Below are 25,762 nucleotides of genomic sequence, written 5' to 3' on the forward strand. Positions count from 1 at the left end.
AACCCATCGCCATTCGAACAGAATGCGCTCGGAACATCAAGGATTTCGGCATAACCCAGGGCTTGTTGTAGCCCGCTGCTGATCGAGTGTTTGTTATCCTTGGCCTCTACAACGGCCAGCGGCAGACCTGGCTTCAACGAAAGGACGTAATCGGCGAATTTCCGCTTCTTCTTGTTCCTCGAAGACAAGTTACCGCGAACGACAACCGGGCCGGGTGCCAATGTAACCTCCCGGCGAATTTGTTGCATCTGATCCCAGCCAGCCTGCTTGATCGCAGGCGTTATAAACAGGTCACAGATATCGATCTCGCTGCACTTCTTTTTCTCGGATGAGTCCAATCCAACTACCCTGTTTGCAAATCGACTTTTTCAACATTTGCCTGCCGATGCTGTCGGCACCGTACCAAATGAAGTGCCCAAGTCACGATAATTTCAGGCTTCGCCAAGGCTGCTTTTCTCAAATGCCAGCCGAAATTAGACCAGCAGCCGTCAATTGACAGAAAATCTCAACGACACCCCTCAATCACCCAAACCCAGCCCTAACCCCCTCCACACGCCGCTCGATAATCGCAGCCAGCGACAACCAGACATCGCGCTGCCGCCTCGCCACGCCCGCGTCATCCGGATCCGTGGTGCGCGCCACCTCGGCATTGAATGCCGCCGCAACCCGCCTGATCTTGGCGAGCGTTCCGCGCAGGCTGACCAGCGTCGCACGCTTGTCCGGCTCGAGGGGCACGCGATAATCGATCTTGTCGTCTTCCCCATTGATCAAGACGTCCTCCGGCGGCGGCATCGGCTTGAGCTTCAGGCCCGTCTTCCCGGCCGTCCGCAACAACTCCCGCCACGCCTGGCAATAGATGGCCGCCTCCAGCACGGTGCGCGGCGGGCCGTTGCCCAGTCTTCCCACCAACGGCTTCACGACCGGGGCCGCGCGTTTCGCCCGATCGTTCCCGTCCCCGCCTGCATCGGGCCGGCCTTCATTGCCCCCGCAGCCATCATTTCCGCAGCCATCATTTCCGCAGCCATCATTTCCGCCGCCGCTCCCGCCGTGATCGCCATCCCCTGGTACTTCGCCCGCCTCGCGCGCCGCGTTGCGCGCCTTGCTAGCGGCCTCCGACGCGCGCTGGCGCTCGTGCCGTTCGCGGTCATATGCCGCCATGATGCGCAAATTCTGGTCGCGCAGCCGCTCCGCGGGTGATCGTACATCGGGCTCGATCTTCCCGGCATAACGCTGCGGCAAATGCCGCGCGATCAGCGCGCGGGCATCGTCCACCGCGAACCATTCGCACCACGCAACCGCCTTTTCATACCCATCCGGCATCGCCTCGATTCCCGGCCGCCGCGCCGGCCATTCCTTCTGCAGTCCGGCATACAGCTGGGCCAGCGAGTCGAGGTCCAGCACCCACCGTTCCGTCTTGCCCGGCCAGCTCGCGATGCCCCGCACCCGGCCGATCGCCACATCGTCGGGGTGCGGCGACGGCGCGGCGATCTCCGCATCCAGCGTCGCCGCCTCGGTCAATATCCGCGTCCACACCGCCTTATATTCCACCGCCGCCACGAACTTCGACTGCGCCGACGCCGGCTCCTCCGGTCCCGCCCAGTCGAAGCCCGGCCCCCCGGATCCCGGCTCCTGGAGTCCAGCTGGCGCGCCGGCCGGACCCTGCGGAGTGTCCCAAGACGGCGCGCGCGGCAGCGTGGCCACCGGCGCTTCCGCCACGCCGCCACGCGCCGCCTCCGCCGCGGCGCCCTGCGCCGCCTCGGCCACGGCGCCATGCGCCGCCTCAGACTGCATCACCAGCCGCGCCAGCGTCGCGGTGGCCAGCCTATTGCCCCGCGCCGCCTTCATCGCGATCTCGCGAAACGCCGCCTGCATTGCCGGGATCTCGACGAAGCGCCCGCCCGCCTTGACCCGCACCATGCGCATCGCCTCGGCCATCAACATCTCATGGACCGATTCGGCGGGCAGGCGCGGAACCACCTCACCGCACGGCCGCACCTTCTTCTTGCCCCCCGGATTGGCGCGATTGCCCTTGCCGAAGCGGTGCGCGAGCGGCGGCTTGCCATGGCCCACCGCATAGCCGCGCGCTGCCGCGCTCTCCGTCGCCGCCCCTCCGCCGCCGTTCCCTCCGTCCCCGCCCCTCAATCGCCATCATACGGGCGGCTGCATCATCGGCGCGATTCAACTCGCCCTTGGGTTTCGTCATGTCTGCTCTCCGGCGCACGCATTGCGCCGGCCGCTAAAAGCCCATCCGGCGGAACAGTTGAATCGAGCAGAGATGATTTTTGCCCCCACCATCACTCACGCCATTTCCCCGTTTTCCCGCAAGGCATGCCGCGCGATTCCCGTGCCGCCACGTGGATATTCGCGCAAGATTTCCCGCAGCTTCCCGCAGCAACCCCAAAAAAGCCTTTTCCCGCAGCATCTCCCGCAGCTACGGGAATTTCTGCACCACGCCGGGCATTGCGCTGGCGATGCGCGCGCTACGCCGCGGCCTCGGCGCCTCGTCGCGGCTCTGATCGACGATCCACATCCCCGTGCCGGGCGACGTGAAGACATAAGAGGAAGGGTTCCGGATGCGGCTCGCCACAATCGATATCGCGGTCGTCCCGATCGCGCGCCACGCCATATGGTGAGCGCACCCGCCTTTATCGCTATCGATTGGGGCACGACCAATCGCCGCGCTTACGCGATCGCCGCCGATGGCGCGGTGATCGACACGCTGCGCGACGACCGGGGCGTGCTGTCCGTCCCGCGCGAGGCGTTCGCCGGGGAAGTTGCGGACATCCGCGCGCGGCTGGGCGATCTGCCGATCCTGTGTGCGGGGATGGTCGGCTCGACGCGCGGCTGGGTCGATGTGCCCTATCGCCAATGCCCCGCCGGCCTCGACGCGCTGGCCGATGGGCTGGTCTGGGTCGAACCGGGCCGCACCGCGATCGTCCCGGGGCTTAGCGTGAACGGTGCCAGCGTGAGTGGGGACGACCGCAGCGACGTGATGCGCGGCGAGGAAGTACAGCTGCTCGGCGCGGTCGCCGCCGGCCTTGCGCCCGCCGACGCATTGCTGTGTCAGCCGGGCACGCATTGCAAATGGGCGCGTATTGGTGGTGGCCGCGTCACCGGCTTTCGCACCGCGATGACCGGGGAGATGTTCGCGCTGCTCAAGGGGCATAGCCTGCTCGGCGATTTCCTCACCGGCGCGGTCGCCGATGGCCCGGCGTTTCGCGCCGGCCTGGCGCTGGCGCAGGACGATCGCTTGCTCTCCAACCTGTTCGGCGAACGCGCGGGCGTGGTGCTTGGCCACCGCGATCTGGGCGATACGGCGGCGCGGGTCAGCGGCTTGCTGATCGGCACCGATGTGCGCGAACAGGCGCTGGACGCGGGGGAGGCGGTGTACATCCTCGCCGATGCCGCGCTTGGCGATCTCTACATGGCGGCGGTCACCGCGGCGGGCGGTGTGCCGGTATTGCTCGACAGCCATACCGCCTTCGCCGCCGGCATCACCGCAATCTGGAAGGCATATGATGGACGCTAGACCGACACTCGTCGCCGCACTGCAGCGCTGCCCGCTCGTCGCGATCCTGCGTGGCGTGACCCCGGATGAGGTCGAGGGGGTCACCGAAGTGCTGATCGCCGCCGGCATCGGCATGATCGAAGTGCCACTGAACTCGCCCGACCCGTTCGACAGCATCGCCCGGATCGTGCGCCGTTTCGGCACCGACGCGCTGATCGGCGCGGGCACCGTGCTGAGCGAAGCCGATGTCGCGCGGGTCGCCGATACCGGCGCGCAACTGGTCATTTCGCCCAATGTGAACATCGCCGTGATCGCCGCGACCGCGCGCCGCGGGCTGATCTCGCTGCCGGGCTATTTCACCCCCAGCGAAGCCTTCGCCGCGATCGATGCCGGCGCGACCGGCCTGAAACTGTTTCCCGCCGAGGCCGCTTCACCACGTATCCTGGGTGCGCAGCGCGCGGTGATTCCGCGCACCGTGCCGATCCTCGCGGTGGGCGGCGTCTCGCCGGAGACGCTCGCCGACTGGCGCGGCGTGTGCGAGGGCTTCGGACTCGGGTCGGCGCTCTACCAGGCGGGCATGAGCGCGGACCAGGTCGGCGTACGGGCGGCCGCCTTTGTGGCGGCGCTGAAGCTGCTGGATGATCGCACCGCTTCGTCATGACCGGCCCCCTCGCCCGAGGTCGATCGGACGCGGCGTCACCCCGCCGCTTTGGGCGCCGCGATGCCGTTCAGCGCCGCGATCGCCTCGTCCGGCAGGGTCAGCGATGCCGCCGCCAGATTCTCGCGAAGATGAGCGACCGAGGACGTGCCGGGGATCAGCAGGATGTTCGGCGCCCGCTGCAACAGCCAGGCGAGGGCGACCTGCATCGGTGTCGCCTGCAGGCGGGCGGCGACCTCGGACAGAGTCGCCGACTGCAGCGGGGAGAAGCCGCCCAATGGGAAGAACGGCACATAGGCGATCTCGTCGCCCGCCAGCATGTCGATCAGCGCGTCGTCGTCGCGATGCGCGAGGTTATACTGGTTCTGCACGCACACGATCTCGGCGATGCCGCGACCTTGCTCGACTTGCTTCGCCGTTACATTGCTCAGGCCGATATGGCGCACCAGCCCTTGTCGCTGCAGCTCCGCCAGCACCTTGAGCGGTTCGGCGATCGATCCTTCCGCCGGGCCATGCACGTCGAACATCACGCGCAGGTTGACGACGTCCAGCGCCTCCACAGCGAGGTTGCGCAGATTGTCGTCCACCGCCCGGGCAAGCTCGTCGCCGGCATAGGCGGGATGCCACGACGCATCCGCGCCGCGCCGCGCGCCGATCTTGGTGACGATCACCAGGTCGTCGCGATAAGGCTGCAGCGCCTCGCGGATAATCTGGTTGGTGACATGGGGGCCGTAAAAGTCGCTCGTGTCGATGTGATTGACACCGGCCGCCACCGCTTCGCGCAGCACGGCAAGCGCCGCATCCCGGTCGCGCGGCGGACCGAACACGCCGGGGCCGGCAAGCTGCATGGCGCCATAGCCGAGCCGGTTCACGGTGCGGCCGCCAAGCGTGAAGGTGCTCGGCCGATCGATCGTCTGCATGATGTTCTCCTTGATGGCTCACAAGGTAGGCGTTGCCGACTGCGTCGATAATCCGGCATTATCTGAACGGGCTGTACGCTTTGGCGGACAATATATAGCGGGAAACCGATACATATTCATGATCCTGATCAGAGAATAAATTCTCTTATCTGAAAAAATATGGTTGTTTATCCCCATTACGTGTATTAGCATCCTATTACACAGGAGGGGAGTGATGATGAGGAAGAGGTTGGCGCTTGCCGCCATGATGATCGCCGCGGTCGCCGCGTGGCCCGCGATCTCGCAGCGGCCCGTGCCTGTAGCGCCCGCTTTGCCGCAGCCGGCGCCGACCGCTCCGCTCGAGCAGGCATCGACCGCGCCCCAGCTCACCGCGACCGATGTCGCTGCGTGGCTCGATGGTTTCGTGCCCACCACGATCAGGCAGGGCAAGATCGCCGGTGCGCAGATCGTCGTGGTCAAGGACGGGCAGGTCCTGGTCAAGAAGGGCTATGGCTATGACGATGTCGCGACCCGGCGGCCGATGGATCCCGATCGGACATTGGTGCGCATCGGCTCCACCTCGAAGCTGTTCACCTGGACGGCGGTGATGCAACTCGTCGAACAGGGCAAGATCGATCTCAATGCCGATGTGAACCGCTATCTCGATTTCAGGATCGCGCCGCGTGCCGGACGTGCGGTCACGATGAACGATCTGATGCGACATCGCGGTGGATTCGAGGAAGGGCTGAAGGATGTCCTGGAATCGGACCCGAAGCGCCTCCAGACCAATGAGGTCTATCTCAAGGAGCATGCACGGCCGCGCCTTTTCCCGGCCGGCGCGGTGCCCGCTTATTCCAACTATGGTACGTCGCTCGCCGGTTACATCGTGCAGCGCGTCTCCGGCGAACCGTTCGACACTTATGTCGAACGCCATATCCTCGCGCCCTTGCACATGGCGCGGACGACGTTTCGCCAGCCATTGCCCGCCGGCCTCGCGGGCGATGTGTCCAAGGGGTACAGGGTGGACAACGGGCCACCGGACCCGTTCGAACTCGTCACCACCGCGCCTGCCGGCAGCGTCAGCGCGACCGGCGTGGACATGGCCAATTTCATGATCGCGCACTTGCAGGACGGGCGTTTCGGCGCCGCGCAAATCCTGCGGCCGGAAACCGCCCGGTTGATGCACACGCCGGCGGTTCCGCCGCAGCCTGGCTTCGACACCTTGGCCCATGGCTTCTTCCATGGCCATCGCAACGGGCAATTGGTCATCGGCCATGGTGGCGATACGGTGGTGTTCCATACCGATATGAACCTGCTGCCCGACAGCGGGGTCGGCATCTTCGTCAACTTCAACAGCCGCGGAGAGAATGACGCGGTCTATGGCGCGCGCGAGCGCTTGTTCGACCTGTTCATGGATCGTTATTTTCCGGCGGCACAGGCCAAGGACCCGCCAGCGATCGCCTCGGCGGCGGGGGATGCGCAAGCGGTCGCCGGGCGTTACGAAAGCTCGCGGCGCATCGAATCCGGGTTCCTCGGCCTGTTCTATCTGCTGCAGCAGGATGTGGTGACCGCCAATCCCGACGGCACGATCAGCCTGGCCTCGATCGAGGACCGCAAGTTCCGCGAGATCGCGCCCGGACTGTGGCGTGAGCAAGGGGGCGCGCGGCAGCTTCAGGTGACAACCATCGATGGCCGCCGCACCATCGTCAACAGTGACAATCCGACGGCGGTGATCCAGGCGGTGCCGTTCGCCCGCAATGCGCTGCTCAACCAGACCGTTGCGGGGCTCTCGCTCCTCATACTGCTCGCCACGCTGTTGGCCTGGCCGGTGCGTGCCTGGCTGCGGCGGTCCTATAAATTACCCAAGACGGTCACGGGCCGTGCGGCATTGGTGCAGACGCTGGCGCGCGCCGCCGCGGCTGCCGACATCGTCTATCTGCTGGGCTGGTATTCGACCCTCGCGCCGATCCTGCAGAACCAGCTGGATGTGTACAATAGCGGCCTGGACAGGTGGGTTCGCACGATGCAGATCGCCGCGATCCTGCCTTTGGCAGGGGCTGCGATCGGGGTGTGGAACGTGTGGCTGACCTTCCGTGCCGGGCGCAGCTGGGGCGCGAAATTGCGCGCCGTCCTGCTTGCCGCGGCGCTGGTCGGCATCCTGTGGTTTGCCTGGATGGGCAGCCTGATCAGCTTCAATCTCAACTATTGAGACTGATCGATCGACCGAGGACCCGGTTCCGCGCGCCATCCGCCGTTCGACGGATGGCGCGCGGGCCGGACTTGCCAATCTGTTAACCATCGGCCGCTAAAACGCGAGGCTTGTGACTCCAGAGGCTTCGACCAATGCTCGCCACCACCTTCACGCGACAGCTTCCCACTCCCGGCGACATCAGCCGTGGCATCGATATGCCCGCCAGGCTCAAATTGTTCGACTTCGACGATGCGGATCTCAAGATCGCGGCGCGCTTGTGGGACATTATCGAGCCCGAGGCGCCACGCATCGCCACCAAGCATTGGGCACAATGGACCCGGTTGTCCGAGGGTCGCGAAGCCTTTATCGGCCATGCGACGGATGAAGTGATCCGGCGCGGCGTTGATTATCTCCGCAATCGCTTCACGCATCCGGACCGCGTCGCCTGGGTCGAATCGGCCGAGCGCACCGTTGCCGCCGCCATCGTCAAGGACATTCCGTTGACGGTCATCCTGTCGATGACCGGAGCCGGTGCGTCGGTCATGCTCGAAATCCTCGGGCGGCTCTACGAATGTTCGAAGGAAGAGCGCCATCAGATCAACGACGTGTTTACGCGGATGCGCTCGCTGGAATGCGATATCTACGCGACCCTTTACGCCGAATATGTCGAGTTCGGCGCGCGGACCGAGCGCGATCGCCTGTCGGACGAATTCCGCACCGGGATCGCCAACACGGTCGCGATCGCGTCACGCAAGGGAGAGGCGCTGAGCGGGCAGGCGGCAAGTACGTCGAGTTCGGCGCGGGGCATGTTCGTCCAGACCTCCGAAGTCGCCAGCGCGGCACAGCAATCGGCGGTCGTGATGCATGAGGCGGCGTCGACCGCCACGGGCCTGATCCAGGCGATCGCCGAGGCGCGCCGCGAAGTGATCAGCGCCGCCGACATTTCGACCCGTGCATCGGGTCAGGCAAGCGCCGCGGTCCGCGTGTCGCAATTGCTTGGCGATCAGGTCAAATCGATCGGCTCGATCGTCGGGTTGATCCGCGACGTCGCCGGACAGACCAATTTGCTCGCGCTCAACGCCACGATCGAGGCGGCGCGTGCCGGCGATGCGGGGCGCGGCTTTGCGATCGTCGCGCAGGAAGTGAAGAGCCTGGCCAGCCAGACCGCGCGCGCGACCGACGAGATCGCGCTGAAGATATCGGCGATCCAGACCGCCGCACGCGACGTGGTGGTGGCGAGCGCCGGGGTAGAGGCAACCGTTGGCGAGGTTCTCGCTTCGGCCAGCCGGATCAGCATGGTGATGGACGATCAGGCGAATACGGTGACCGCCATCACCGCGTCGGTCGACGAGACGGCAAACATCGCGGAAAATATCTCCGACCTGATCTCGGCGATCCGCGAGCGGACCGAAATCGTCGCCAGCGAGATCGATGTGCTGGGTGACGATTTCGGCGTCGTTACGGCACAGCTTGCCAGCCTCGAGGAACATGCCGACGCCTTTGCCGAGAAGGTTCAGCTACGCCGCTGACACGGCGTCCCTAGTAACGCGTCAGGCGGAACAAACCGTCTGCTCAATCATACCGATGATCGATACGCCGGTCCTGTCGAGCAATTCCAGCCGCACCGATTCTCCGGCGCCGAGATAAGGGGTAGGGGAAATGCCGTCGATCGCATCGAGCGCGCGGCGTTCCGCGATGCAGCCCGATCCGACCGTCGCGGCATCGTAGTTCGACACGGTGCCCGATCCGATCACTGTCGCCGCGCACAGGTCGCGCGTCCTTGCGGCATGCGCGATCAGTTCGCCAAAACCGAAATGCATCGCCGACCCGTCGGGCCGGCCGAACGCCTCGCCATTGCGTTCGACATGTAGCGGCAAGCACACCCGCCCGTCGCGCCAGTCGTCGCCGAGTTCGTCCGGCGTCACCGCGAAGGCGGACAATGTGCTTGGTGGCTTGGCATGGAGGAAGCCGAAACCGCCCTTCATCTCGTCCGGGCCGAACGCACGCAGGCTCCAGTCGTTGATCATGATGATCAGCCGGGCATGGCCGAGCGCGTCATCGGGCGACACGCCCCGCGGCACCGCATCGATGATCACGCCGAACTCAGCTTCGAAATCGACATCGTCATCGAAACCGCGAAACGGTACTTCGCCATGTGGTGGATAGAAGATGTTCGACAGCCCCTGATACATCAGCGGCGGTTCCGCCTCGCCGCGCGGCTCAAAGCCCCAGGCCCTGGCGAGGATATGGTTGTGCGCGAGAAACGCCGAGGCATCGAGGAACTGGTAGCCGCGCGGCAGGATCGCCGCGAGCGCCCGCGGGTCGACAGGGATCGCATCCGCGTCGTCCCCTGCGTTGACGGCATCATATTGCCGACGCAAATCACCTTCGACGTCGCGCCAATTTTCCATCGCTGCCTGCAAAGTCGGCGCGGCACTGGCGAACACGCCGCGCGACAGGTCGCGCGAGACGATCAGCAAGCGGCCATCGCCGCCGGTATCGAGTGTGGCGAGCTTCACAGGCTGTCCTCGAAGATCGCGACCGCACGGGTCCAGCCGGCCGATGCCGCCTTCACCTTGACCGGAAAGCAGCTAACGGTGAAACCGAATGGCGGCAGCGTTTCGAGATTGTGCAGCTTCTCGATATGGCAATAACCGATCTCGCGGCCGGCCTTATGCCCCTCCCAGATGATCGAGGCGTCGCCGGTCTCGGCATAGCGTTTCGCGGTGTACACGAACGGCGCGTCCCAGCTCCACGCATCGGTGCCGGTCACCCGCACTCCGCGCGAGGTCAAATAGAGCGTCGCCTCACGCCCCATGCCGCACCCGGCGGCGAGATAATCGTCATGGCCATATCGCTCGCCCGCGCGCGTGTTGACGATGACGATATCGAACGGCTCCAGCGTGTGGCCGATCCGTGCCAGCTCGGCTTCGACATCGGCGGCGGTCGCGACATAACCGTCCTCGAAATGGCGGAAGTCGAGCTTCACGCCGCGCCCGAAACACCAGTCGAGCGGCACTTCGTCGATCGTGATCGCGCGCTCGCCGCCGTTCATGGTCGAGGCGAAATGATAGGGCGCGTCGAGATGCGTACCGTTATGCGTGATGATCTCGACCTTCTCGTTCGCCCAGCCTTCGCCATCGGGCAGATCGTCCGCGGTCAGTCCGGGAAAGAAACGCGCGAGATCGGCGACCGACTGTTTGTGGTCGGTGTATTCGATTCTGGGCAGCGATACCGGCGGGTCTGAGGCAACACCCATTTCGAGCGGCACGGAGATATCGACGAAACGGCGCGCCATGATCAGACTCCCCGGCCGGTATAGCCATAAAGCGGATCGTCCGCGCCACGCCTGCCGAACAGGAATGGCTTGGCCGGGTGCTTCTCCCAGAATTTTTCCGTCTCGGGCTCGACCCGGCTCCAGTCGAAGATCACGTCGCGGTGGACGATACCCCAGCGCCCGCCGCGTCGTTCGAACTTGTCGAGATAACGCCCACCGATCGTCGCGTCGGTGCCGTCGGTCATCTGGCACCAGGCGACATGATAGGATTCGACGAACGCATGATCGTCATCGGCGAAGTCGCTCAGGATATTGGTGATGACGTGCATCATGCCCTTGATCGGCGATCCCGGCCTGGGGCGGGTGAACGACACCACATCGATGAACTCGGTCGCGAGGCCATCGAACATGCCATGCCGCTCGGTCGCGCCTTCGTGATAGCATGTATGCGCGAGCTCCGCGTCGGAACGGTCGCCGGCGCGTGCGCGGCGATAGAGGATTTCGGCAATCTCCTGCTTGTCGAGCAGGCGCTGGATCGGGTCCATATTGGTCTCTCCGGGATAAATCATGGTGGCGGGCAGGGCGCCGCGCTGCGCGCCGCCCAATATGTAAAGCGGGTCATTGGCTTCGCGCGTGCCGATCAAAGCGCGCGGATGCTCGTCGCCCCAGAAGGATCCGGTGCCCGGCGATACGCGCGACCAGTCATAGACGATGTCGCGGTGCTGGATCAGCCAGCGCCCATCGACCTGCCGGAAGGTATCGAGATAGCGCCCGCCGATATGGAAGAAGACCGTGCCGTCACCCTGCACGAAGGTCTCGTGCGCGACATGATAGCTTTCACAGAACACATCGCCGTTCGGCAGAAACTCGAACAGCGCATTGGCGATGATATGCTCCTTCGCCAGGCATTTCGGACCGGTCGCCATGGCCTTTTCAAGTCCGTCGACGAAGCCGTGCATCAATCCCTGATAGGTGCCGTGATTATCGGTCCCATCGACCGGGTGGCACGCCCGCATCAGTGCCGGGTCGAACCGGTCGGCACCGCGCGCACGGGCGTAGAGCAGATCGATTATCTCCTGCTTGATCGCGTATCGGGTCAGTGCATCGCTCATACCCGCTCCGCTTCGATCACCGCTTCGATCGCGCCGATCTTCTCGATCTCGCAGCGTACCACGTCACCCACCGCGAGGTATTTCGGCGGCCGCATCGACCCGCCGGTGCCGAACGGCGTGCCGGTGGCGATCACATCGCCCGGCTCCAGCGTGCAGACGGTCGAGAGATAGGCGATCTGTTCGAAGCAATTGTTGATCATTTCCGATGTCGATCCGTCCTGCCGCACCTCACCATTGACGGTACAGGTGATGCGTAGCGCGTGCGGATCGCCGATCTCTTCGGGGGTGACGATCCACGGCCCCAGCGGACCATGGCCATCGAAGGATTTGCCGAGCATGATTGTCGGGCTGCGCTTCTGCCAGTCGCGCACGCTGACATCGTTGCAGATGGTGTAGCCCGCGATCACCGCGGCAGCGTCTTCGACGGCGACGCGACGGCAGCGCTTGCCGATGACGATCGCCAGTTCCGCCTCGTAATCCAGTTGCGAGGATTCGGGCGGCAGCGGAATCGGATCATAGGGCCCGTTGATCGAGGTCGGCAGCTTGACGAACCAGCGCTGGTAGACTGGCGGGACATAGTCCGGATTTGCCGCCAGCACCTCGTCGATATGGCTTTGGTAATTGGCCGCGATGCCGAGATATTTGCGCGGCCGCAGCACCGGCGCGCGCAGATGGACCGAGGCCAGCGGTACAGCCGCACCCGTCCCGGCCGCGCGGCGCGCGGCATCCATGCCGTCGATGCCGAGTTCGAGCAGGGCCTCCATCGTATCGGGAACGTCGCCGCCGGCGATATCGACGATCGTCTCGCCGATCACTACGCCGATCGAGGTCCGGCCGTTCGCGCTGAACGTAGCGAGCTTCATGCTGCCAGCAGCTTTAACAGCTTCTGGCGATACGCCTCTGCGGACATATAGGTCGGGTTGGCGAGCGAGGCCTTTTCGGTCGCGGCATAGATCGTCTCGTCGCTTTGGCTGAAGTCGATCGGCGTGCCGTAGGGCTGGCTGACATGCCATGGCGTATGGACATAGGTCTCGACGATATTGTCTTCCGGGTCCTTGAAATAGACCGTCCAGCTATTGCCGTGATCGAGCGTCCACACCTTGCTGATCCGGCTATCGCCGGTCGCTTTCTCATGCACCCGGCGCAGCGCGGCGAAATCGTCGAGCAGGAAGGAAATCTGCGCCACGGTCGACGGGCTTTCGGGCAAGCGCCCCTGCACCAGCAGCAATTGGTGATGCTCGTCGGGCGACATCGTCATGAAGCGGATCGGGTTCACATCGATCCGTTCGTCGGTGACGACAAAACCGAAGAACGAGGTGTAGAAATCGGTCATCGCCTCGATATCGATGACATAGATTCCGACGTGATTGAGCGAATATCTGATGCGGTTCATGTGCGGTTCGCCTCCATGCTGACGGTCGGTTGGTCGGGCGCCGCTGCGCGCCGAAGGTGCAGATGATCGAACAGGGTCGCCATGACGGGCGCGGGGTCGCCGCTGCCCGTGGCGTAGATATAGCGGTCGGGGCGGACGATGATCCAGCGTGCGGCGCGTTCGCCGAGCCAGCCGGTCATCCGGCCATCGGCATCCGCATCGGTGATATCGACGATATGGCCGTCGATCGCGTCCCACTCGGGCGGCGTATCGAACGGATCGAGCGTCAGCAGCGTGAAACGGCCATCGAGCAGCGTGTCGATATGCCGCTCCACGCCACTATCGAGGACGACGAATTCGGGCAGGCGCATTCCGCCGCTCTTCATGTCGATAATGCCGTCGCGGATCGGCGGCACGATGTCGGTCATGGCGACTTGACCGGCGCGCTCGCATTCGATCGCGCGAAACGCCGCGTCGCGCGCCACCGCTTCGGCCGGGTCCAGCTTGCACACTTCGGCGCCCGCCGCGACGGATGCGTTGACGATCGCGCGGACATGTGGCTCACGCTCGACCTGATAGCTGTCGAGCAAGCCATGGTCGGCGACCCCCGAATCGACCAGCTTCAACTTCCAGATCAGCTGCGCCGCATCGCGAATGCCATGGCACATGCCCTGACCGAAAAAGGGCGGCGTCTGATGCGCCGCGTCGCCAAGCAGCATGACCCGCCCCGCGCGCCAGCGATGCGCGACAAGCGCGCGGAAACGATAGACTGCGGTGCGGATGATCTCGACATGATCCGGGTCGATCCAGCAGCCGATCTGCGTGCGCAGCCAGTCCGGAGTCACGACGTCAGCGTCGCGCTCGCCCGGCAACAGCATATATTCCCAGCGCCGGTGCGTGCCGCGTCCCGGGATCAGCGTCGCCGGCCGTTCGGGGTCGCACACCATCAGCGAGAAGGCATTGCTGCGCACCTCGGGCGGAATCTCGTGCGTGTCGGGCCAGCGCATCGGACCGTGCACATTGGTGTCGATCACCAGCCAGCGTTCCTCGAACCCGATATCGTCGAGCGGGATGGCGAGCGCCTTGCGCACCGCGCTGCTCGCGCCGTCACAGGCGAAGAGGTAGCGCGCGCCGATCTCGATCGTCGCGCCCGTCGCATCGGTGGCGCGGGCGGTAACGCCGCTCTCATCCTGTGCGACATCGGTCAGCCTGTGGCCCGACATCACCGTGACGTTTGGATAACGGCTCAGGCCGGCGCGAATGATCGTCTCGAGCTGCGGCTGATAGAACAGGTTGCTCGGATACCAAGCGATTGGATGCGCCCTGGGGTGCGCGCGAAAAGTGCGGATCGGCTTGCGGTCGGCACCGAGATAGACCGACCCGCCCAGCGGCTTGGTCACCGCGGGGATTTCGTCGGCCAGGCCGATCGAAGCGAATACGCGCATGATTTCGGAATCGAACACGATCGCGCGGGGCAGCTTGTAGGGTTCGCTATCCTGCTCGATCACCAGGGTGCGAAAACCCGCCTGGCCCGCCAGATTGGCCGCGACCGCGCCGACCGGTCCCATGCCGACGATCAACAGGTCGTAATCTGGAAACCCTGTCGTCATCGTTATCGGCCGCCCGTTTCAAGCCCGTCCCATCAGGTTTGCGATCCGGCTTGGGACCGTAAATCCTGATCCCCGGGCTATCGTTCAGTGCCTTAATCGACAAACAGTATCGGAGACGATTTCGATAACCGGCGATTATCGATCGCGCGGCACAACATAGCCGGGCAGGGTGGCGCACTGGTCGCGGATCAACTGCATGATCGCGCGCGCGCCGGGCAGCAGCGTGCTGTTCTGGCGAAAAGCCAGGCCGACCTGCTCCTCCGGAAAAGTGAAATCGGCATCGAGCGCGACCAGGTCGGTGTCGCGCGCGGTGAGCAGCGTGGAGGGGACAATCGTCACCAGATCGGTCTCGCGGATCACCGCATCGAACATGATCACCGTGCTGACCTCGATCGCCCCGGTCGGCGGCGGCACGCCGGCGTTGATGAAAGCCTCGTTGACGATCGCACGGTGCGTCGGCGGATAATCGGGGATCAGCCAGGGAAAGGCCGAAAGGTCGGCCAGCGTCAGCCCCTTCTTGCCGGCAAGCGGATGCCCGCTACGCGCCGCGACCTTTGGACCGGTGCGCATCAGCGGCTCGAACGTCAGCCCAAGCGGCGCGTCGCTGCCGGGGAGCAGCAGCAGTGCGAAGTCAAGCTCGCCATCGAGCAATGCCGAGGTCAGTTCGGACGAAAAGGCGATCTTCAGCTTGAGTTTCAGCCCCGGCAAGGTCGCCATGACGTCGCGCGCGACGCTCGCCATCACGTCGCTCATCGTCGGGATCACCCCGACCACGATCATGCCGCGCGTCATACCGCGCATCGCATCGATCTCCGCCACCGCGCGGCGCATCTCGCTGTCGATCATCTTGGCATAGCGGAACAATGTCTCACCATAAGCGGTCGGCACCACGCCGCGCGGCCGGCGATCGAGCAGGGTCACGCCAAGCTGCGCTTCGAGATTATGGATCGCCTTGCTCAGCGCTGGCTGCGACACATGCACCGCGGCGGCGGCGGCGTGCATCGTCTTGTTTTCGACGCACGCCACGAAATAGCGCATCAACCTCAGGTCCATTTAGCCACTCCCTCTTTCTCGTAAAATAATGACGGCGAGTGTGATATTTGGCAATCACCGATAACCGGAAGGAATAGCTTCGCGCCCAAGTTTCAATTTCGCGGCAAGTCTCCTCTGTCCAGTAAGGCCCCAAGAAAAGAAACCAGAATGGAGGGGATTATGATGGGATTCACCGGCCTGCGCCGCCGCGGCGCGCTTCGCGCCTGCTGTGCGATCGCCGCACTTTCGGTCGGCTGCGGCGCGGTTCAGGCCAGCGCGCAGGATGTGCCCGCCAATCCACCGTCCGCCGATCAGACGGCGCCCGACCAGGATACCACCAACGACATCGTCGTCACCGCGCAGAAGCGGGCCGAGCGGCTGCAGGATGTGCCGATCGCGATCACCGTGATCACCCCGGCGGTGCTCGACAGCACCAACGCGCGCAATTTCGCCGAACTGCAGGGGGCAGTGCCCGGTGTCTATTTCGCGGGCAATTCGGGCGGCGGTCGCACCTATATCACGCTGCGCGGCGCGACCGGCCTTGCGCTCAACACCGGCGACGAACCGGTCGCCATCTATATGGACGACATCTATCTCGCGCGCGGCGTGACGATCGGCATGTCCGACCTGGTCGATATCGGTTCGGTCGAAATCGTGCGTGGTCCGCAGGGCACGCTGCAGGGCCGCAACGCGACCGCTGGCGCGATCCTGCTGCGCAGCGCCGACCCGACATCCGATTTCCGCGCCAAGGTTTCGGCAAGCGTCGCCTGGCCGGAGGAATTCCGCGCGCAGGCCTCGATCTCCGGCCCGCTTGGCGGCGGCTTCGAGGCACGATTGTCCGGTGGTTATACCACTGAAAAGGGCTGGGCCTACAACCCGTATACCAAGGCGCATATCGGCGGATCGGAAAGCGCGCAGGGCCGCCTGGTAGTGACCAAGGAAGCCGGCGCCTTCTCCGCGCGGATCGTCGCCGACTATGCCTGGACGGAGAATTTCCCGGCGATCTTCCGCTACGCCAAAACCAATTTCAGCCCGCTGCCGACCGGCGCGCTGGTGCCGGCGGGCACCGCGACGCCCAACACGCCGCTCGACCCCGCGACGCGCGATGCGATCTTCAACCATAACCGCATCTCGCTCAATCCCGGCACCGACACGGTGGTCAAGGGCGGCGGCATTTCGGCCAAGTTCGAATATGCATTCGGCGGCGTCGATCTCATTTCGGTCAGTGGTTATCGCAAGGCGCATGTCGATGGGATCAACGATTCCGACGGCCTCGACGTGGCCCGCATGGGTTATAACCACAATGACGACCGCAGTAATCAGTTCAGCCAGGAAATCCGGCTGCAATCCTCGGGCAAGAGCCGCTTTTCCTGGATTCTCGGCGCCTATCTGTTCGACGAAAACCAGAATTACGTCGACGACATCTACAATCTGCGCCTGTCACTGCCGACCAACACCGTGACGCGCTATGCCGGCAAGCAATATACCCGCTCCTATGCCGCGTTCGCCGATGCGACCTTCAACATCACCGATCAATTCTCGGTGATCGGCGGCATTCGTTATACCGAGGATACCAAGCGACTTGTCTCGACGATCCGCGCGACCAACCTCGACACCAATGTCTCGACCGTCACGCCTTATTCACCGCCTCAGGCGAAATGGACCGACACCTCATATCGCGCGAAACTGGTCTACAAGCCGAGCCGCGACCTGATGTTCTTCGCCGGCTATGGCAAGGGTTTCCGCGCCGGCGGCTACAACCCGTTCGCGGTGCAGGTTCCCTATGCGCCGGAAACCAACAAGTCGTTCGAGATCGGCAGCAAGGGCGAGCTGCTCGATGGTGCGCTGAGCTTCTCGCTCGCCGCCTATCGCAACAAATATTCCAACCTCCAGCTTCGCGCGGGCGTGCCGACCGGCGGCGCGATCATCACCAACGCGGCCGAAGCGCTGATCAAGGGCGTCGAGCTGGAAATGACCGCACGGCCGGCGGACGGGACCAGGTTGACCGGCAATGTCGCGTATACCGATGCGAAGTTCACCAGCTTCCCGACCGCGCGCAACACGCTCGACCAGCCGGTCGATGCTTCGGGCAACACGCTGCCGCGCACGCCGAAATGGCAGTTCTTCGTGTCGGCCGAACAGGATTTCGCGATCGGCAGCTCGTTCCTGCTCACCGCGGAGGCCAATTATCGCTGGCGCGACCGGATCTATTTCTTCTTCACCGACCAGAATTCCCAGCCCTGGCAGGACCCGCCCGGCGACGAACTCGGCGCACGCCTGACCCTGAAGCCGATCGACGAGCGCTGGTCCTTCTCGGTGTTCGGCACCAACCTGACCAATTCGCGGATCATCAATACCGCGGCGGTGACGTTCAGCTACCCGCAGGTGGGGTTGAACAAGCCGCGCGTGATCGGTGTATCCACCGGGTTCAAATTCTGACCTTCAGCGACCGGAGACGATGATGACTGGACCAGCGCCGCGCGAGTTCGCCGAGCATTGGCGCGCGCTGGTCGGTTGCACGATCGCCGCGTCGATCGGTACGATCGGACTTCATGCCTATACCAGCGGCGCGTTCATGCCCGCGCTGATCACGGGCGCGGGATACAGCAAGGAACAATTGTCGCTCGCGACCTTGCTGCTCTCCGGCATGGTCGCGATCTGCGCGCCCTTTGCCGGCTCGCTGATGGACCGGCATGGACCGCTCAGGATCATCACCATCGGCGTGCTCGGCGAGGCGGCGGTGTTCGGCCTGCTCAGCATGGCGCCGGCCAGCTTTCCCTATTATGCCGGGCTGATCGTGCTGCTCGCCCTGCTTGGCGTCGGCACCACGCCGCCCGGTTTCGCGCGCATCGTCACCGCGCGCTTCGACAAGGCGCGCGGCATGGCGCTTGGCTGCATGATCAGCGGGCTTGGCCTGATGGCGATCTCCGGACCGATCTGGGCGACTTGGGTGATCACCCATTTCGGCTGGCGTGCGGGTTATGCGACGATGGCCGGGCTGGTGCTGCTGCTCGGCGGCACCGGGCTGTTGCTGATCCGCAGCGACCGGCACCAGCACCCGGTCAAGGTGCAGGCGACCGTCGCGCAGCGTTCGGCGGGCAATGCCGCGCTCAAGAGCCCGTTATTCTGGACCTTGCTCGCCGGTTTCCTTGCGCCGAGCCTGTTCGGCGGCGGGTATCTTCTCCATTTGATCAGCTTGTTGCAGGAACGCGGCTTCTCGCCTGCCGCCGCGGCGCAAGTGCAATCGCTGATCGGTGTCGCGGTGCTCGCCGGGCGGCTCGTGTCGGGCGCGGCGCTCGATCGCTTCCCGCCGCGCTGGGTTGCGGCGATCGCCTTCACCATCTCGGCGGCGGGCTGCGCCCTGCTGCTGCTGTCCGATCCGCTGCTGATGGGCATCGCCGCGCTTGCCATCGGCCTGACGATCGGCGCCGAGCTCGACATCATGGCCTATTTCATCTCGCGCTATTTCGGCCTCGCCAATTTCGGGCGACTTTACGGCTTTGCTTATGGCGGGTTGATCTTCGCCGGCGGTGCGAGCCCGCTCCTGATCACCAAGCTCGCCGATCTGGGCGGCTATTCGCTCGCGCTGATCGTCTCGACCATCGGCACATTTGCCGGGGCGCTGATCTTGCTGTCGATGCCCGATCCGCGCGCGCGGGAAGCGGCGCGCGAATTGGGCGAAGCCGTGCCGGCCGAGTAGGGGGATCGGCATGATCGACTTCACCGGAAAGATCGCCCTGGTCACCGGCGCCGCCTCGGGCATCGGCGCGGCGACCGCCGCCTTGCTCGAACGCCATGGCGCGACGGTGTGGCGCGCCGATATCAGCGATGGCGTGGCACTCCGGCTCGACGTCACCAGCGATGGCGACTGGGCCGCCGCGATGGAGCAGATCATGACCGATTCCGGCCGGCTCGATATCCTGATCAACGCCGCCGGGATCAGTCGCGCGGGCGGCGAACAGAGCGTTGCCGCGGTCGCGATCGATGATTGGCGCCGCGTCTTCGCGGTCAATGTCGAGGGAACGCTGCTCGGCTGCCAGCATGCGATGCGCGTGATGGGCGCGGGCGGCGGGGCGATCGTCAATATCGCTTCGACCGCCGGTATCGCGCCGAGCGCGACGCTCGCCGCTTATGGCGCGTCCAAGGCCGCCGTCCATCAGTTGACCAAAAGCGTCGCCGCCGCCTGTGCGCTGGCCGGCCTGTCGATCCGCTGCAACGCGATGCTGCCCGGCATGGCCGAAACGCCGATGACCAGCGCGATGCCGCCGGCCTATCGCGAAAGCTGGGAAGCGCAAATCCCCGCCGGCCGCTTCGCCGACGCGGACGAAATCGCCTCGGCAATCGCTTTCCTGGCCAGCGATGCCGCGTCCTATGTCACCGGCACCGGCCTGTTGGTCGATGGCGGCCTGATCAATCGGCCGGTCGTGCGCTGATCCAGGTCGGCGGATGACCGCGGTGGAGCAAAGTGGCCGGATCGGCTAAGCTCCCCAAATCCGAAGCCGAACGAGGCCATGGTCCGATGTCCGATGACGATCTGCCCGACGACAGCAAGCTGACCCGCTCGAAGCAGCGTTGGGCGAGCGAAGGCAAGTTCCTGACCGGCCATATCGCGCGCCCGGAAGCGGAACGCTTGCCGCCGGGCCAGCATCTGGTGCGCGACTGGCCGGTACTCGATTTGGGCAAGCAACCCGATATCGCGCGCGAGCGCTGGCGGCTCAGGGTTGGCGGCCTGGTCGAACGGCCGGTCGATCTCGACTGGGCGGGGTTCATGGCGCTGCCGCAGACGACGCTGCGCACCGACATCCACTGCGTCACGACCTGGTCGCGCTACGACAATGACTGGACCGGTGTGGCGACCCGCGACCTGATCGACCTGGTGGCCCCGCGCGACGAAGCGGGGTTCCTGATGCTGCATGGCTATGACGGCTACACCACCAATGTCCCGCTTGCCGATTTCGCGTCCGAACACGCACTGATCGCCCATAGCTGGCAAGGCAAACCGATCACCCGCGAGCATGGCGGGCCTGCGCGGCTGATCATCCCGCACCTCTATTTCTGGAAGAGCGCGAAGTGGATCAAGGGCATCGATTTCCTTGGCGCGGACAAGGCCGGCTTTTGGGAGGTCAATGGTTATCACATGCGCGGCGATCCATGGGCGGAGGAGCGCTATTCGTAAGCGGGCATAGGTGGAATGTGTCTATTTTCTTCCTTTCGTGCCGAGCTTGTCGAAGCACCGCTCTTTCCATCGTGGGCAAGAAGAACGGCCCCCTTCGACTGCCTGCGACGGCAGCGCTCAGGACAGGCTTCGACAGGCTCAGGGCGAACCGAATAGGGGGCTGCGTTAAGCTGTGGCGGACACCCGTGGCGAAACCGGATGCCGCGACCCCACGCCACCGACCGCCTCGCCGCCGACCGCCTCGCCACCATCGTCGCCGACCAGCAGCGCCAGCAACGATCGCTCCCGGGCCGATTGCCCGCCGCGCAGATCGCTACGATATGTACTGTCCTGCGCCGCGACGTCGATGAAGCGGCTGCCCCACACATCGGCCAGTTCAAGCACCGGTTCGATCTGACCCGTGTCGGAGAGCAGGATTGTCGCGAATGGCAAGCGCACTTTCGGGCTCGATCGTGGCGATTCCGCCGCAGCGGCCGCAGCCACCGCGGAAGGAAGGTGGAACAACGCGCCGGCGATCGCCACGGTATAGGTTGCCGGGGATAGCTGTGCCCAATGCGCCAGCGCGAGGCACGCGTCGCCCTGCGCGATGACGATGATCGATCCGACGCTGTTGCGCACGGCGCTGTCGATCTGCACCGCCCAGATCGATCCATGCCGTCCCGCCTCCAGATGGAGACGCAGGTCGATTATGTCTTCGACCCAGTCGTCACGGAAATGGGCCAGTTGATCGGGATAGGGTTCGGCCGCGCTCGACAGGAGCAGCGCGGTGCGCGGGCCGTGATGGTTCGACTCATTCGGCTTCATACGACGTCCTTCCAGCAGCTGTGGCAGGTCGACTTGCGGAGAGGCGCCATGCGGCGCGTCCGACCTCAAGTTATTCCCATGCACTTGATATGCAATGGCCGTGCGCCGGATCGCCGCCCGTGCGCGCCACGTCGAGTGACGACGTGGCGGGCAACCCGGTCAGGCGCGCGCCGCGACCGCGACTCGCGCATGGGATTCGACAGGCTCAATCCGAACCGGTTTCATCGCGCTCTGAAGGGGAAGATGCCTGGCCATCATGCTCAGCGAAGCTCGAAACCGAGCTCGCCCAGCACGTCGCGCAGGACATGTCGCCCGGCCATCGACCGGGGGCCGCGCGTCCGCTCGCTCGCCTGGTCGCTCCAGTCGCGTTCGGTCAGGCCCTGCTCGCGCTGAAAGCTGCGCAGCCTCGTGTCATAATGTCGCGCGGCCTCGGCCTGCGCCTCGGTCCAGGCATAGGTTTCGTGGAACAGGACCGACGCCTGCGGCAGGCGCGGCTTGACCGATGCCGGGCGCGCCGGGTCCGGTTTTCCGACGACCAGTCCGAACAGCGGGAAGACGCGCGGCGGCAGGTCGAGCTCGGCCGCGACCTCGACCGGCTTGTTGCGTATGCCGCCGATATAGACCGAGCCCAGCCCAAGCGATTCAAGCGCGACCACCGCATTCTGCGCGGCGAGCGAGGCATCGACCGCGCCGAGCACAAAGCTTTCGGTATAGTCGAGCGCTTCGGGCCGCGTGCCGAGCGCCTCGCCGATTCGGGTCAGCCGGTCGAAGTCGATCAGCCAGACCAGCAGCAATGGCGCCTCGACGATATGCTTCTGGTTGCCGGCCAGCGCCGCAAGCCGGCCCTTGCGGTCGGGATCCTGCACCGCGATCACGCTCCACACCTGCAGGTTGGACGAGGACGCGGCGGATTGCGCGGCGGCGACCAAAGTTTCGACCGTACCGGGATCAAGCGCATTGGGTAGATAGGCGCGGACCGACCGATGGTCGAACAGCGTGCGGAGCGTGGCATTGTCGGTGACCGGCACCGGCGCGTCATCGTGGCGATAGCGCGCGCGGATCGCATTGTGGGACTCGCTCATGCCTGTTCCAGCCTTGGCGTTACGGCGCGGTTGGTCAGGCCGTTCACCGGCCGCTTCAGCCCGAGATTCTCGCGCAACGTGCGACCCTCATACTCCTCACGGAACAAGCCGCGCCGCTGCAGGATCGGCACGACCTGATCGACGAAATCGGTCAGTCCGGTCGGAAGGATCGGCGGCATGATGTTGAAGCCGTCCGCCGCTTCGCCCTCGAACCAGAACTGGATCACATCAGCGACCTGTTCGGGCGTGCCGACGGTGGTCAGGTGCCCGCGTGCGGTCGATACCTGGCGGTAGAGCTGGCGCAGCGTCGGCTGCTCGCGCTCGACCAGGTCGGACACGAGTTTCAGGCGGCTCTTGCTGCCATTGGTGTCGCTCGGCAGCGGCGGCGCGATATCGTCGAGCGAATAGCCCGACAGATCGGCCCCCTGATAATGCCGCCGCAAGATACCCCAGGCGATCGCCGGATGGACCAGCGATTGCAGCTCTTCATAATTGGCCTGCGCTTCCGCTTCGGTCCCGCCGAGCACCGGGAAGATTCCCGGCATGACCAGCAGGTCCTCCGCGCGGCGGCCATAGCGCGGCAGGCGCGCCTTCACGTCGCGGTAGAAATCCTGCGCATCGGCGAGGATCAGATTGGCGGTGAAGATCACCTCCGCGGTGCGCGCGGCAAGCTCGCGGCCAGGCTCCGACGCACCGGCCTGTACGATCACCGGATAGCCTTGCGGCGGCCGGGCGATATTGAGCGGTCCGCGCACCTGGAAATGCGTGCCGTCATGGCCGAGCACATGGAATTTGTCGGTGTCGAGATACACGCCGGCATCGCGGTCGCGCACGAACGCATCGTCTTCGTAGCTGTCCCACAGCCCTTTCACGACGTCGATATATTCCTCCGCGCGTTCGTAGCGGCGCGAATGTTCGAGATGCGCGGGCTTACTGAAATTGGCCGACACGTCCGCGCCGGTGGTGACGACGTTCCACGCCGCGCGGCCGCCCGAGATCCAGTCGAGCGAAGCGAATTTGCGCGCCGTCGTATAGGGGTCCTCATAGGTCGTGGTCGAGGTCGCGACGAAACCGATCCGCTCGGTCACCTGTGACAGCGCCGACCAAAGGGTGACCGGTTCGAAATGCGCCGCCTTGGCGTTCTGGCGGAAGGTCGCCTCGTCAGTGAAGTCGGCATAGCCGCCGGGACTGTCGGCAACGAATACCAGGTCGAACTTGCCGCGTTCGGCGGTCTGCACGATCTGTTTGTAATGATCGAGATTATGGCCGGCATCGGCCTGTGTGGCGGGGTGCAGCCAGGCCGAGACATGATGGCCGGTGGCCTGGAGAAACGCGCCGAGGCGCAGTTTGCGGATGGGCTGGCTCATGCGGTGATCCTTGTTGTGCCTGAGGGGGTTTTGCCTGAAGGGGCTCTGTCGGAGTGGGAGGCGGCGTAGGGGGAGGCGCCGGACTCGGTCTCGACGCCGAGCAGGCCGAGCAGTTCGTGCTGGAGCGCGGCGAACCGGTCGCGCCGGGCGGTACCCGCGGGCGGCAGCGCGACACTGATATCGGCGACGATACGGCCCTGATCGAGCACCACCACGCGGTCGGCGAGCTCGATCGCCTCATCGACATCATGCGTGACCAGCAGCACCGCCGGATTATGCGTGGCGGACAGGCGGCGCAGCAGGACGTGCATGCGGATGCGGGTAAGCGCGTCGAGTGCGCCGAACGGCTCGTCGGCCAGCAGCAGTTCGGGCCGCCGCACCAGCGAGCGCGCCAGCGCGACGCGCTGCTGCTCGCCACCCGACAATTCATAGGGCCAGGAGCGTTCGCGCCCGTCGAGCTCGACCTCGGCCAGCGCCTCCAACCCGCGTTGCCGCGCATTCGGGCCGTCGAGCCCGAGAATGACATTGTCGAGCACGCGCTTCCACGGCAGCAACCGGGCGTCCTGGAACACCACCGACAGCCGGTGGGGCACGACAAGGTCGCCCGTTCCTTCCGCTTCATGGTCGAGATCGGCGAGCGCACGCAGCAGCGTGCTCTTGCCCGAGCCGCTGCGGCCGAGCAGCGCGACGAATTCGCCCGCACCGATGTCGAGGTCGATGCCGTCGAGCACGCCCTTTTTGGTGAAGCGGCGGACCAGGCCGCGGATACGGACCAGGCTCATGCACCGAGCGTCCGGCGCCACACCAGCGCGCGCCGCTGGATTACGCGCACCACCGCGTCGGAGCCGAGCCCGAGCAACGCATAGACGACCAGCCCGACCAGCATCACATCGGTCTGCGCATAATTCCGCGCGAGCGTGATCATGTAACCGATGCCGCTGGTCGCATTGAGCTGCTCGACCACCACCAGCGCGAGCCAGGCCGCGGTCACGCCGAAGCGCAGGCCAAGCAGCATGCCGGGCAGCGCGCCGGGCAGCACGACATGGCGGACAAAGGCGAACCGCCCCAGCCCCAATGTCTCGGCCAGTTCGACCTGCTTGAGATCGATCGCGCGCAAGGCGCTGTGCGTGTGGATATAGATCGGCGCGAACACGGTGACGGCGATGACCGTGACCTTCATCGCTTCGCCGACGCCGAACCACAGGATCATGAAAGGGATCAGCGCGAGCACCGGGATGCCGCGTTTCAGCTGTACCAGCCCGTCGATGACATAGCCGCCCAGCAGGCTCAGCCCCGAGATCAACGCCAGCGCCACGCCGATGAGTGTGCCGAACGCCAGCCCCTGCGCGGCGCGCCAGGCGGAGACGGCGAGATTTTCCTGCAACCGCCCGTCGCGGATCAACTCGATCCCGGCGGTGACCGCGGTCCATGGCGCGGGCAGGATTCGCGTGTCGAGAAACCCGGTGAGCGAGAAGGCCGACCAATAGATCAGCAGCAACACCGGCCCGAGCACCCATCCCCAGGCGAGCGGTGCTTCGAGCCCGAGCCGGCGCTTGCCGCGTCGGGCCGGGGCTTCGGGTACGGCCTTGGGGGGAAACAGCTCGACCATGGTCGGCAGCGTCGTGAAGTTGGGGGTCGCGATGTTGGGGAAGGGCGCGTTCATGACAGCTCCTT

General features: G+C 65.1%; 23 protein-coding genes. 8 read left to right on the plus strand and 15 right to left on the minus strand.

What is annotated here, in order from left to right:
- Positions 1-522: 522 nt before the first annotated feature.
- Positions 523-2,142, minus strand: a complete 1,620-nt coding sequence (locus G4G27_RS22565; protein WP_183110707.1) for a DUF5681 domain-containing protein — start codon at positions 2,140-2,142, stop codon at positions 523-525.
- A gap of 289 nt (positions 2,143-2,431) precedes the next feature.
- Positions 2,432-2,587 (minus strand): hypothetical protein, encoded by a 156-nt coding sequence (locus G4G27_RS22570; RefSeq protein WP_183110708.1) that lies wholly within the window; start codon positions 2,585-2,587, stop codon positions 2,432-2,434.
- Positions 2,588-2,626: 39 nt separating this feature from the next.
- On the opposite strand from G4G27_RS22570, the gene G4G27_RS22575 reads away from it, so the two are divergent.
- Together G4G27_RS22575 and G4G27_RS22580 are read left to right on the plus strand one after the other, a co-directional pair.
- Positions 2,627-3,529 carry a 2-dehydro-3-deoxygalactonokinase gene (locus G4G27_RS22575; protein WP_183110709.1) on the plus strand — a complete coding sequence of 301 codons (903 nt, stop codon included), beginning with the start codon at positions 2,627-2,629 and terminating at the stop codon, positions 3,527-3,529.
- Positions 3,519-4,169, plus strand: a complete 651-nt coding sequence (locus G4G27_RS22580; RefSeq protein WP_183113971.1) for a 2-dehydro-3-deoxy-6-phosphogalactonate aldolase — start codon at positions 3,519-3,521, stop codon at positions 4,167-4,169. Before G4G27_RS22575 ends, G4G27_RS22580 begins: the two co-directional genes overlap by 11 nt.
- A gap of 35 nt (positions 4,170-4,204) precedes the next feature.
- On the opposite strand, the gene G4G27_RS22585 is transcribed toward G4G27_RS22580, so the two are convergent.
- Positions 4,205-5,086: an aldo/keto reductase family oxidoreductase gene (locus G4G27_RS22585; protein WP_183110710.1), complete on the minus strand. Its 882-nt coding sequence runs from the start codon at positions 5,084-5,086 to the stop codon at positions 4,205-4,207.
- A gap of 214 nt (positions 5,087-5,300) precedes the next feature.
- Between G4G27_RS22585 and G4G27_RS22590 the strand changes: the two genes are divergently transcribed.
- Positions 5,301-7,274 (plus strand): serine hydrolase domain-containing protein, encoded by a 1,974-nt coding sequence (locus G4G27_RS22590; protein ID WP_183110711.1) that lies wholly within the window; start codon positions 5,301-5,303, stop codon positions 7,272-7,274.
- Positions 7,275-7,408: 134 nt separating this feature from the next.
- Positions 7,409-8,785: a methyl-accepting chemotaxis protein gene (locus G4G27_RS22595; RefSeq protein WP_244624469.1), complete on the plus strand. Its 1,377-nt coding sequence runs from the start codon at positions 7,409-7,411 to the stop codon at positions 8,783-8,785.
- Between the two features lie 21 nt (positions 8,786-8,806).
- Here G4G27_RS22595 and G4G27_RS22600 read toward each other — a convergent pair whose 3' ends face one another.
- From G4G27_RS22600 to G4G27_RS22630, 7 genes are all read right to left on the minus strand, one after another.
- Positions 8,807-9,775, minus strand: coding sequence for a fumarylacetoacetate hydrolase family protein (locus G4G27_RS22600; protein WP_183110712.1), 969 nt, complete (start codon positions 9,773-9,775; stop codon positions 8,807-8,809).
- On the minus strand, positions 9,772-10,554 hold the full coding sequence (locus tag G4G27_RS22605; RefSeq protein WP_183110713.1) for a cyclase family protein: 783 nt from the start codon (positions 10,552-10,554) through the stop codon (positions 9,772-9,774). The genes G4G27_RS22600 and G4G27_RS22605 overlap by 4 nt, the downstream gene beginning before the upstream one ends.
- A 2-nt stretch (positions 10,555-10,556) precedes the next feature.
- Positions 10,557-11,645, minus strand: a complete 1,089-nt coding sequence (locus G4G27_RS22610) for a nuclear transport factor 2 family protein (protein WP_183110714.1) — start codon at positions 11,643-11,645, stop codon at positions 10,557-10,559.
- Positions 11,642-12,508, minus strand: coding sequence for a fumarylacetoacetate hydrolase family protein (locus tag G4G27_RS22615; RefSeq protein WP_183110715.1), 867 nt, complete (start codon positions 12,506-12,508; stop codon positions 11,642-11,644). Before G4G27_RS22615 ends, G4G27_RS22610 begins: the two co-directional genes overlap by 4 nt.
- Entirely contained in the window at positions 12,505-13,038 is a 534-nt protein-coding gene (locus G4G27_RS22620; RefSeq protein WP_183110716.1) for a VOC family protein, read from the minus strand. The genes G4G27_RS22615 and G4G27_RS22620 overlap by 4 nt, the downstream gene beginning before the upstream one ends.
- The gene (locus tag G4G27_RS22625; protein WP_183110717.1) at positions 13,035-14,627 is read right to left on the minus strand and encodes a bifunctional 3-(3-hydroxy-phenyl)propionate/3-hydroxycinnamic acid hydroxylase; all 1,593 of its coding nucleotides are present in this window, start codon (positions 14,625-14,627) and stop codon (positions 13,035-13,037) included. Before G4G27_RS22625 ends, G4G27_RS22620 begins: the two co-directional genes overlap by 4 nt.
- Before the next feature lie 135 nt (positions 14,628-14,762).
- The gene (locus tag G4G27_RS22630) at positions 14,763-15,680 is read right to left on the minus strand and encodes a LysR family transcriptional regulator (protein ID WP_183110718.1); all 918 of its coding nucleotides are present in this window, start codon (positions 15,678-15,680) and stop codon (positions 14,763-14,765) included.
- Between the two features lie 159 nt (positions 15,681-15,839).
- Here G4G27_RS22630 and G4G27_RS22635 point away from each other — a divergent pair, with 159 nt between their 5' ends.
- From G4G27_RS22635 to G4G27_RS22650, 4 genes are all read left to right on the plus strand, one after another.
- The gene (locus tag G4G27_RS22635) at positions 15,840-18,098 is read left to right on the plus strand and encodes a TonB-dependent receptor (RefSeq protein ID WP_183110719.1); all 2,259 of its coding nucleotides are present in this window, start codon (positions 15,840-15,842) and stop codon (positions 18,096-18,098) included.
- Between the two features lie 22 nt (positions 18,099-18,120).
- Positions 18,121-19,359, plus strand: coding sequence for an MFS transporter (locus G4G27_RS22640; RefSeq protein WP_183110720.1), 1,239 nt, complete (start codon positions 18,121-18,123; stop codon positions 19,357-19,359).
- Positions 19,360-19,369: 10 nt separating this feature from the next.
- Positions 19,370-20,092, plus strand: a complete 723-nt coding sequence (locus G4G27_RS22645) for an SDR family NAD(P)-dependent oxidoreductase (RefSeq protein ID WP_183110721.1) — start codon at positions 19,370-19,372, stop codon at positions 20,090-20,092.
- Between the two features lie 86 nt (positions 20,093-20,178).
- On the plus strand, positions 20,179-20,835 hold the full coding sequence (locus G4G27_RS22650) for a sulfite oxidase-like oxidoreductase (RefSeq protein ID WP_183110722.1): 657 nt from the start codon (positions 20,179-20,181) through the stop codon (positions 20,833-20,835).
- A gap of 165 nt (positions 20,836-21,000) precedes the next feature.
- Here G4G27_RS22650 and G4G27_RS22655 read toward each other — a convergent pair whose 3' ends face one another.
- The 5 genes from G4G27_RS22655 to G4G27_RS22675 form a co-directional block, all read right to left on the minus strand.
- Positions 21,001-21,639, minus strand: a complete 639-nt coding sequence (locus G4G27_RS22655; protein ID WP_183110723.1) for an alpha/beta hydrolase — start codon at positions 21,637-21,639, stop codon at positions 21,001-21,003.
- Positions 21,640-21,899: 260 nt separating this feature from the next.
- Positions 21,900-22,721, minus strand: a complete 822-nt coding sequence (locus G4G27_RS22660) for an NADPH-dependent oxidoreductase (RefSeq protein ID WP_183110724.1) — start codon at positions 22,719-22,721, stop codon at positions 21,900-21,902.
- Entirely contained in the window at positions 22,718-24,088 is a 1,371-nt protein-coding gene (locus G4G27_RS22665) for an LLM class flavin-dependent oxidoreductase (RefSeq protein WP_183110725.1), read from the minus strand. The genes G4G27_RS22660 and G4G27_RS22665 overlap by 4 nt, the downstream gene beginning before the upstream one ends.
- Positions 24,085-24,870 (minus strand): ABC transporter ATP-binding protein, encoded by a 786-nt coding sequence (locus G4G27_RS22670; RefSeq protein ID WP_183110726.1) that lies wholly within the window; start codon positions 24,868-24,870, stop codon positions 24,085-24,087. The genes G4G27_RS22665 and G4G27_RS22670 overlap by 4 nt, the downstream gene beginning before the upstream one ends.
- Positions 24,867-25,751 carry an ABC transporter permease gene (locus G4G27_RS22675; protein WP_244624470.1) on the minus strand — a complete coding sequence of 295 codons (885 nt, stop codon included), beginning with the start codon at positions 25,749-25,751 and terminating at the stop codon, positions 24,867-24,869. Before G4G27_RS22675 ends, G4G27_RS22670 begins: the two co-directional genes overlap by 4 nt.
- Positions 25,752-25,762: the final 11 nt, after the last annotated feature.

This window comes from Sphingomonas sp. So64.6b (assembly GCF_014171475.1).
Lineage (GTDB): Bacteria > Pseudomonadota > Alphaproteobacteria > Sphingomonadales > Sphingomonadaceae > Sphingomonas > Sphingomonas alpina_A.

Coding starts and splice junctions, on each gene's coding strand:
- G4G27_RS22610 (WP_183110714.1), bottom strand. CDS start 11,645: ATGAGCGATGCACTGACCCGATACGCGATCAAGCAGGAGATAATCGAT.
- G4G27_RS22665 (WP_183110725.1), bottom strand. CDS start 24,088: ATGAGCCAGCCCATCCGCAAACTGCGCCTCGGCGCGTTTCTCCAGGCC.
- G4G27_RS22645 (WP_183110721.1), top strand. CDS start 19,370: ATGATCGACTTCACCGGAAAGATCGCCCTGGTCACCGGCGCCGCCTCG.
- G4G27_RS22615 (WP_183110715.1), bottom strand. CDS start 12,508: ATGAAGCTCGCTACGTTCAGCGCGAACGGCCGGACCTCGATCGGCGTA.
- G4G27_RS22635 (WP_183110719.1), top strand. CDS start 15,840: ATGATGGGATTCACCGGCCTGCGCCGCCGCGGCGCGCTTCGCGCCTGC.
- G4G27_RS22655 (WP_183110723.1), bottom strand. CDS start 21,639: ATGAAGCCGAATGAGTCGAACCATCACGGCCCGCGCACCGCGCTGCTC.
- G4G27_RS22590 (WP_183110711.1), top strand. CDS start 5,301: ATGATGAGGAAGAGGTTGGCGCTTGCCGCCATGATGATCGCCGCGGTC.
- G4G27_RS22595 (WP_244624469.1), top strand. CDS start 7,409: ATGCTCGCCACCACCTTCACGCGACAGCTTCCCACTCCCGGCGACATC.
- G4G27_RS22670 (WP_183110726.1), bottom strand. CDS start 24,870: ATGAGCCTGGTCCGTATCCGCGGCCTGGTCCGCCGCTTCACCAAAAAG.
- G4G27_RS22620 (WP_183110716.1), bottom strand. CDS start 13,038: ATGAACCGCATCAGATATTCGCTCAATCACGTCGGAATCTATGTCATC.
- G4G27_RS22630 (WP_183110718.1), bottom strand. CDS start 15,680: ATGGACCTGAGGTTGATGCGCTATTTCGTGGCGTGCGTCGAAAACAAG.
- G4G27_RS22650 (WP_183110722.1), top strand. CDS start 20,179: ATGTCCGATGACGATCTGCCCGACGACAGCAAGCTGACCCGCTCGAAG.
- G4G27_RS22585 (WP_183110710.1), bottom strand. CDS start 5,086: ATGCAGACGATCGATCGGCCGAGCACCTTCACGCTTGGCGGCCGCACC.
- G4G27_RS22640 (WP_183110720.1), top strand. CDS start 18,121: ATGACTGGACCAGCGCCGCGCGAGTTCGCCGAGCATTGGCGCGCGCTG.
- G4G27_RS22625 (WP_183110717.1), bottom strand. CDS start 14,627: ATGACGACAGGGTTTCCAGATTACGACCTGTTGATCGTCGGCATGGGA.
- G4G27_RS22605 (WP_183110713.1), bottom strand. CDS start 10,554: ATGGCGCGCCGTTTCGTCGATATCTCCGTGCCGCTCGAAATGGGTGTT.
- G4G27_RS22575 (WP_183110709.1), top strand. CDS start 2,627: ATGGTGAGCGCACCCGCCTTTATCGCTATCGATTGGGGCACGACCAAT.
- G4G27_RS22675 (WP_244624470.1), bottom strand. CDS start 25,751: ATGAACGCGCCCTTCCCCAACATCGCGACCCCCAACTTCACGACGCTG.
- G4G27_RS22580 (WP_183113971.1), top strand. CDS start 3,519: ATGGACGCTAGACCGACACTCGTCGCCGCACTGCAGCGCTGCCCGCTC.
- G4G27_RS22660 (WP_183110724.1), bottom strand. CDS start 22,721: ATGAGCGAGTCCCACAATGCGATCCGCGCGCGCTATCGCCACGATGAC.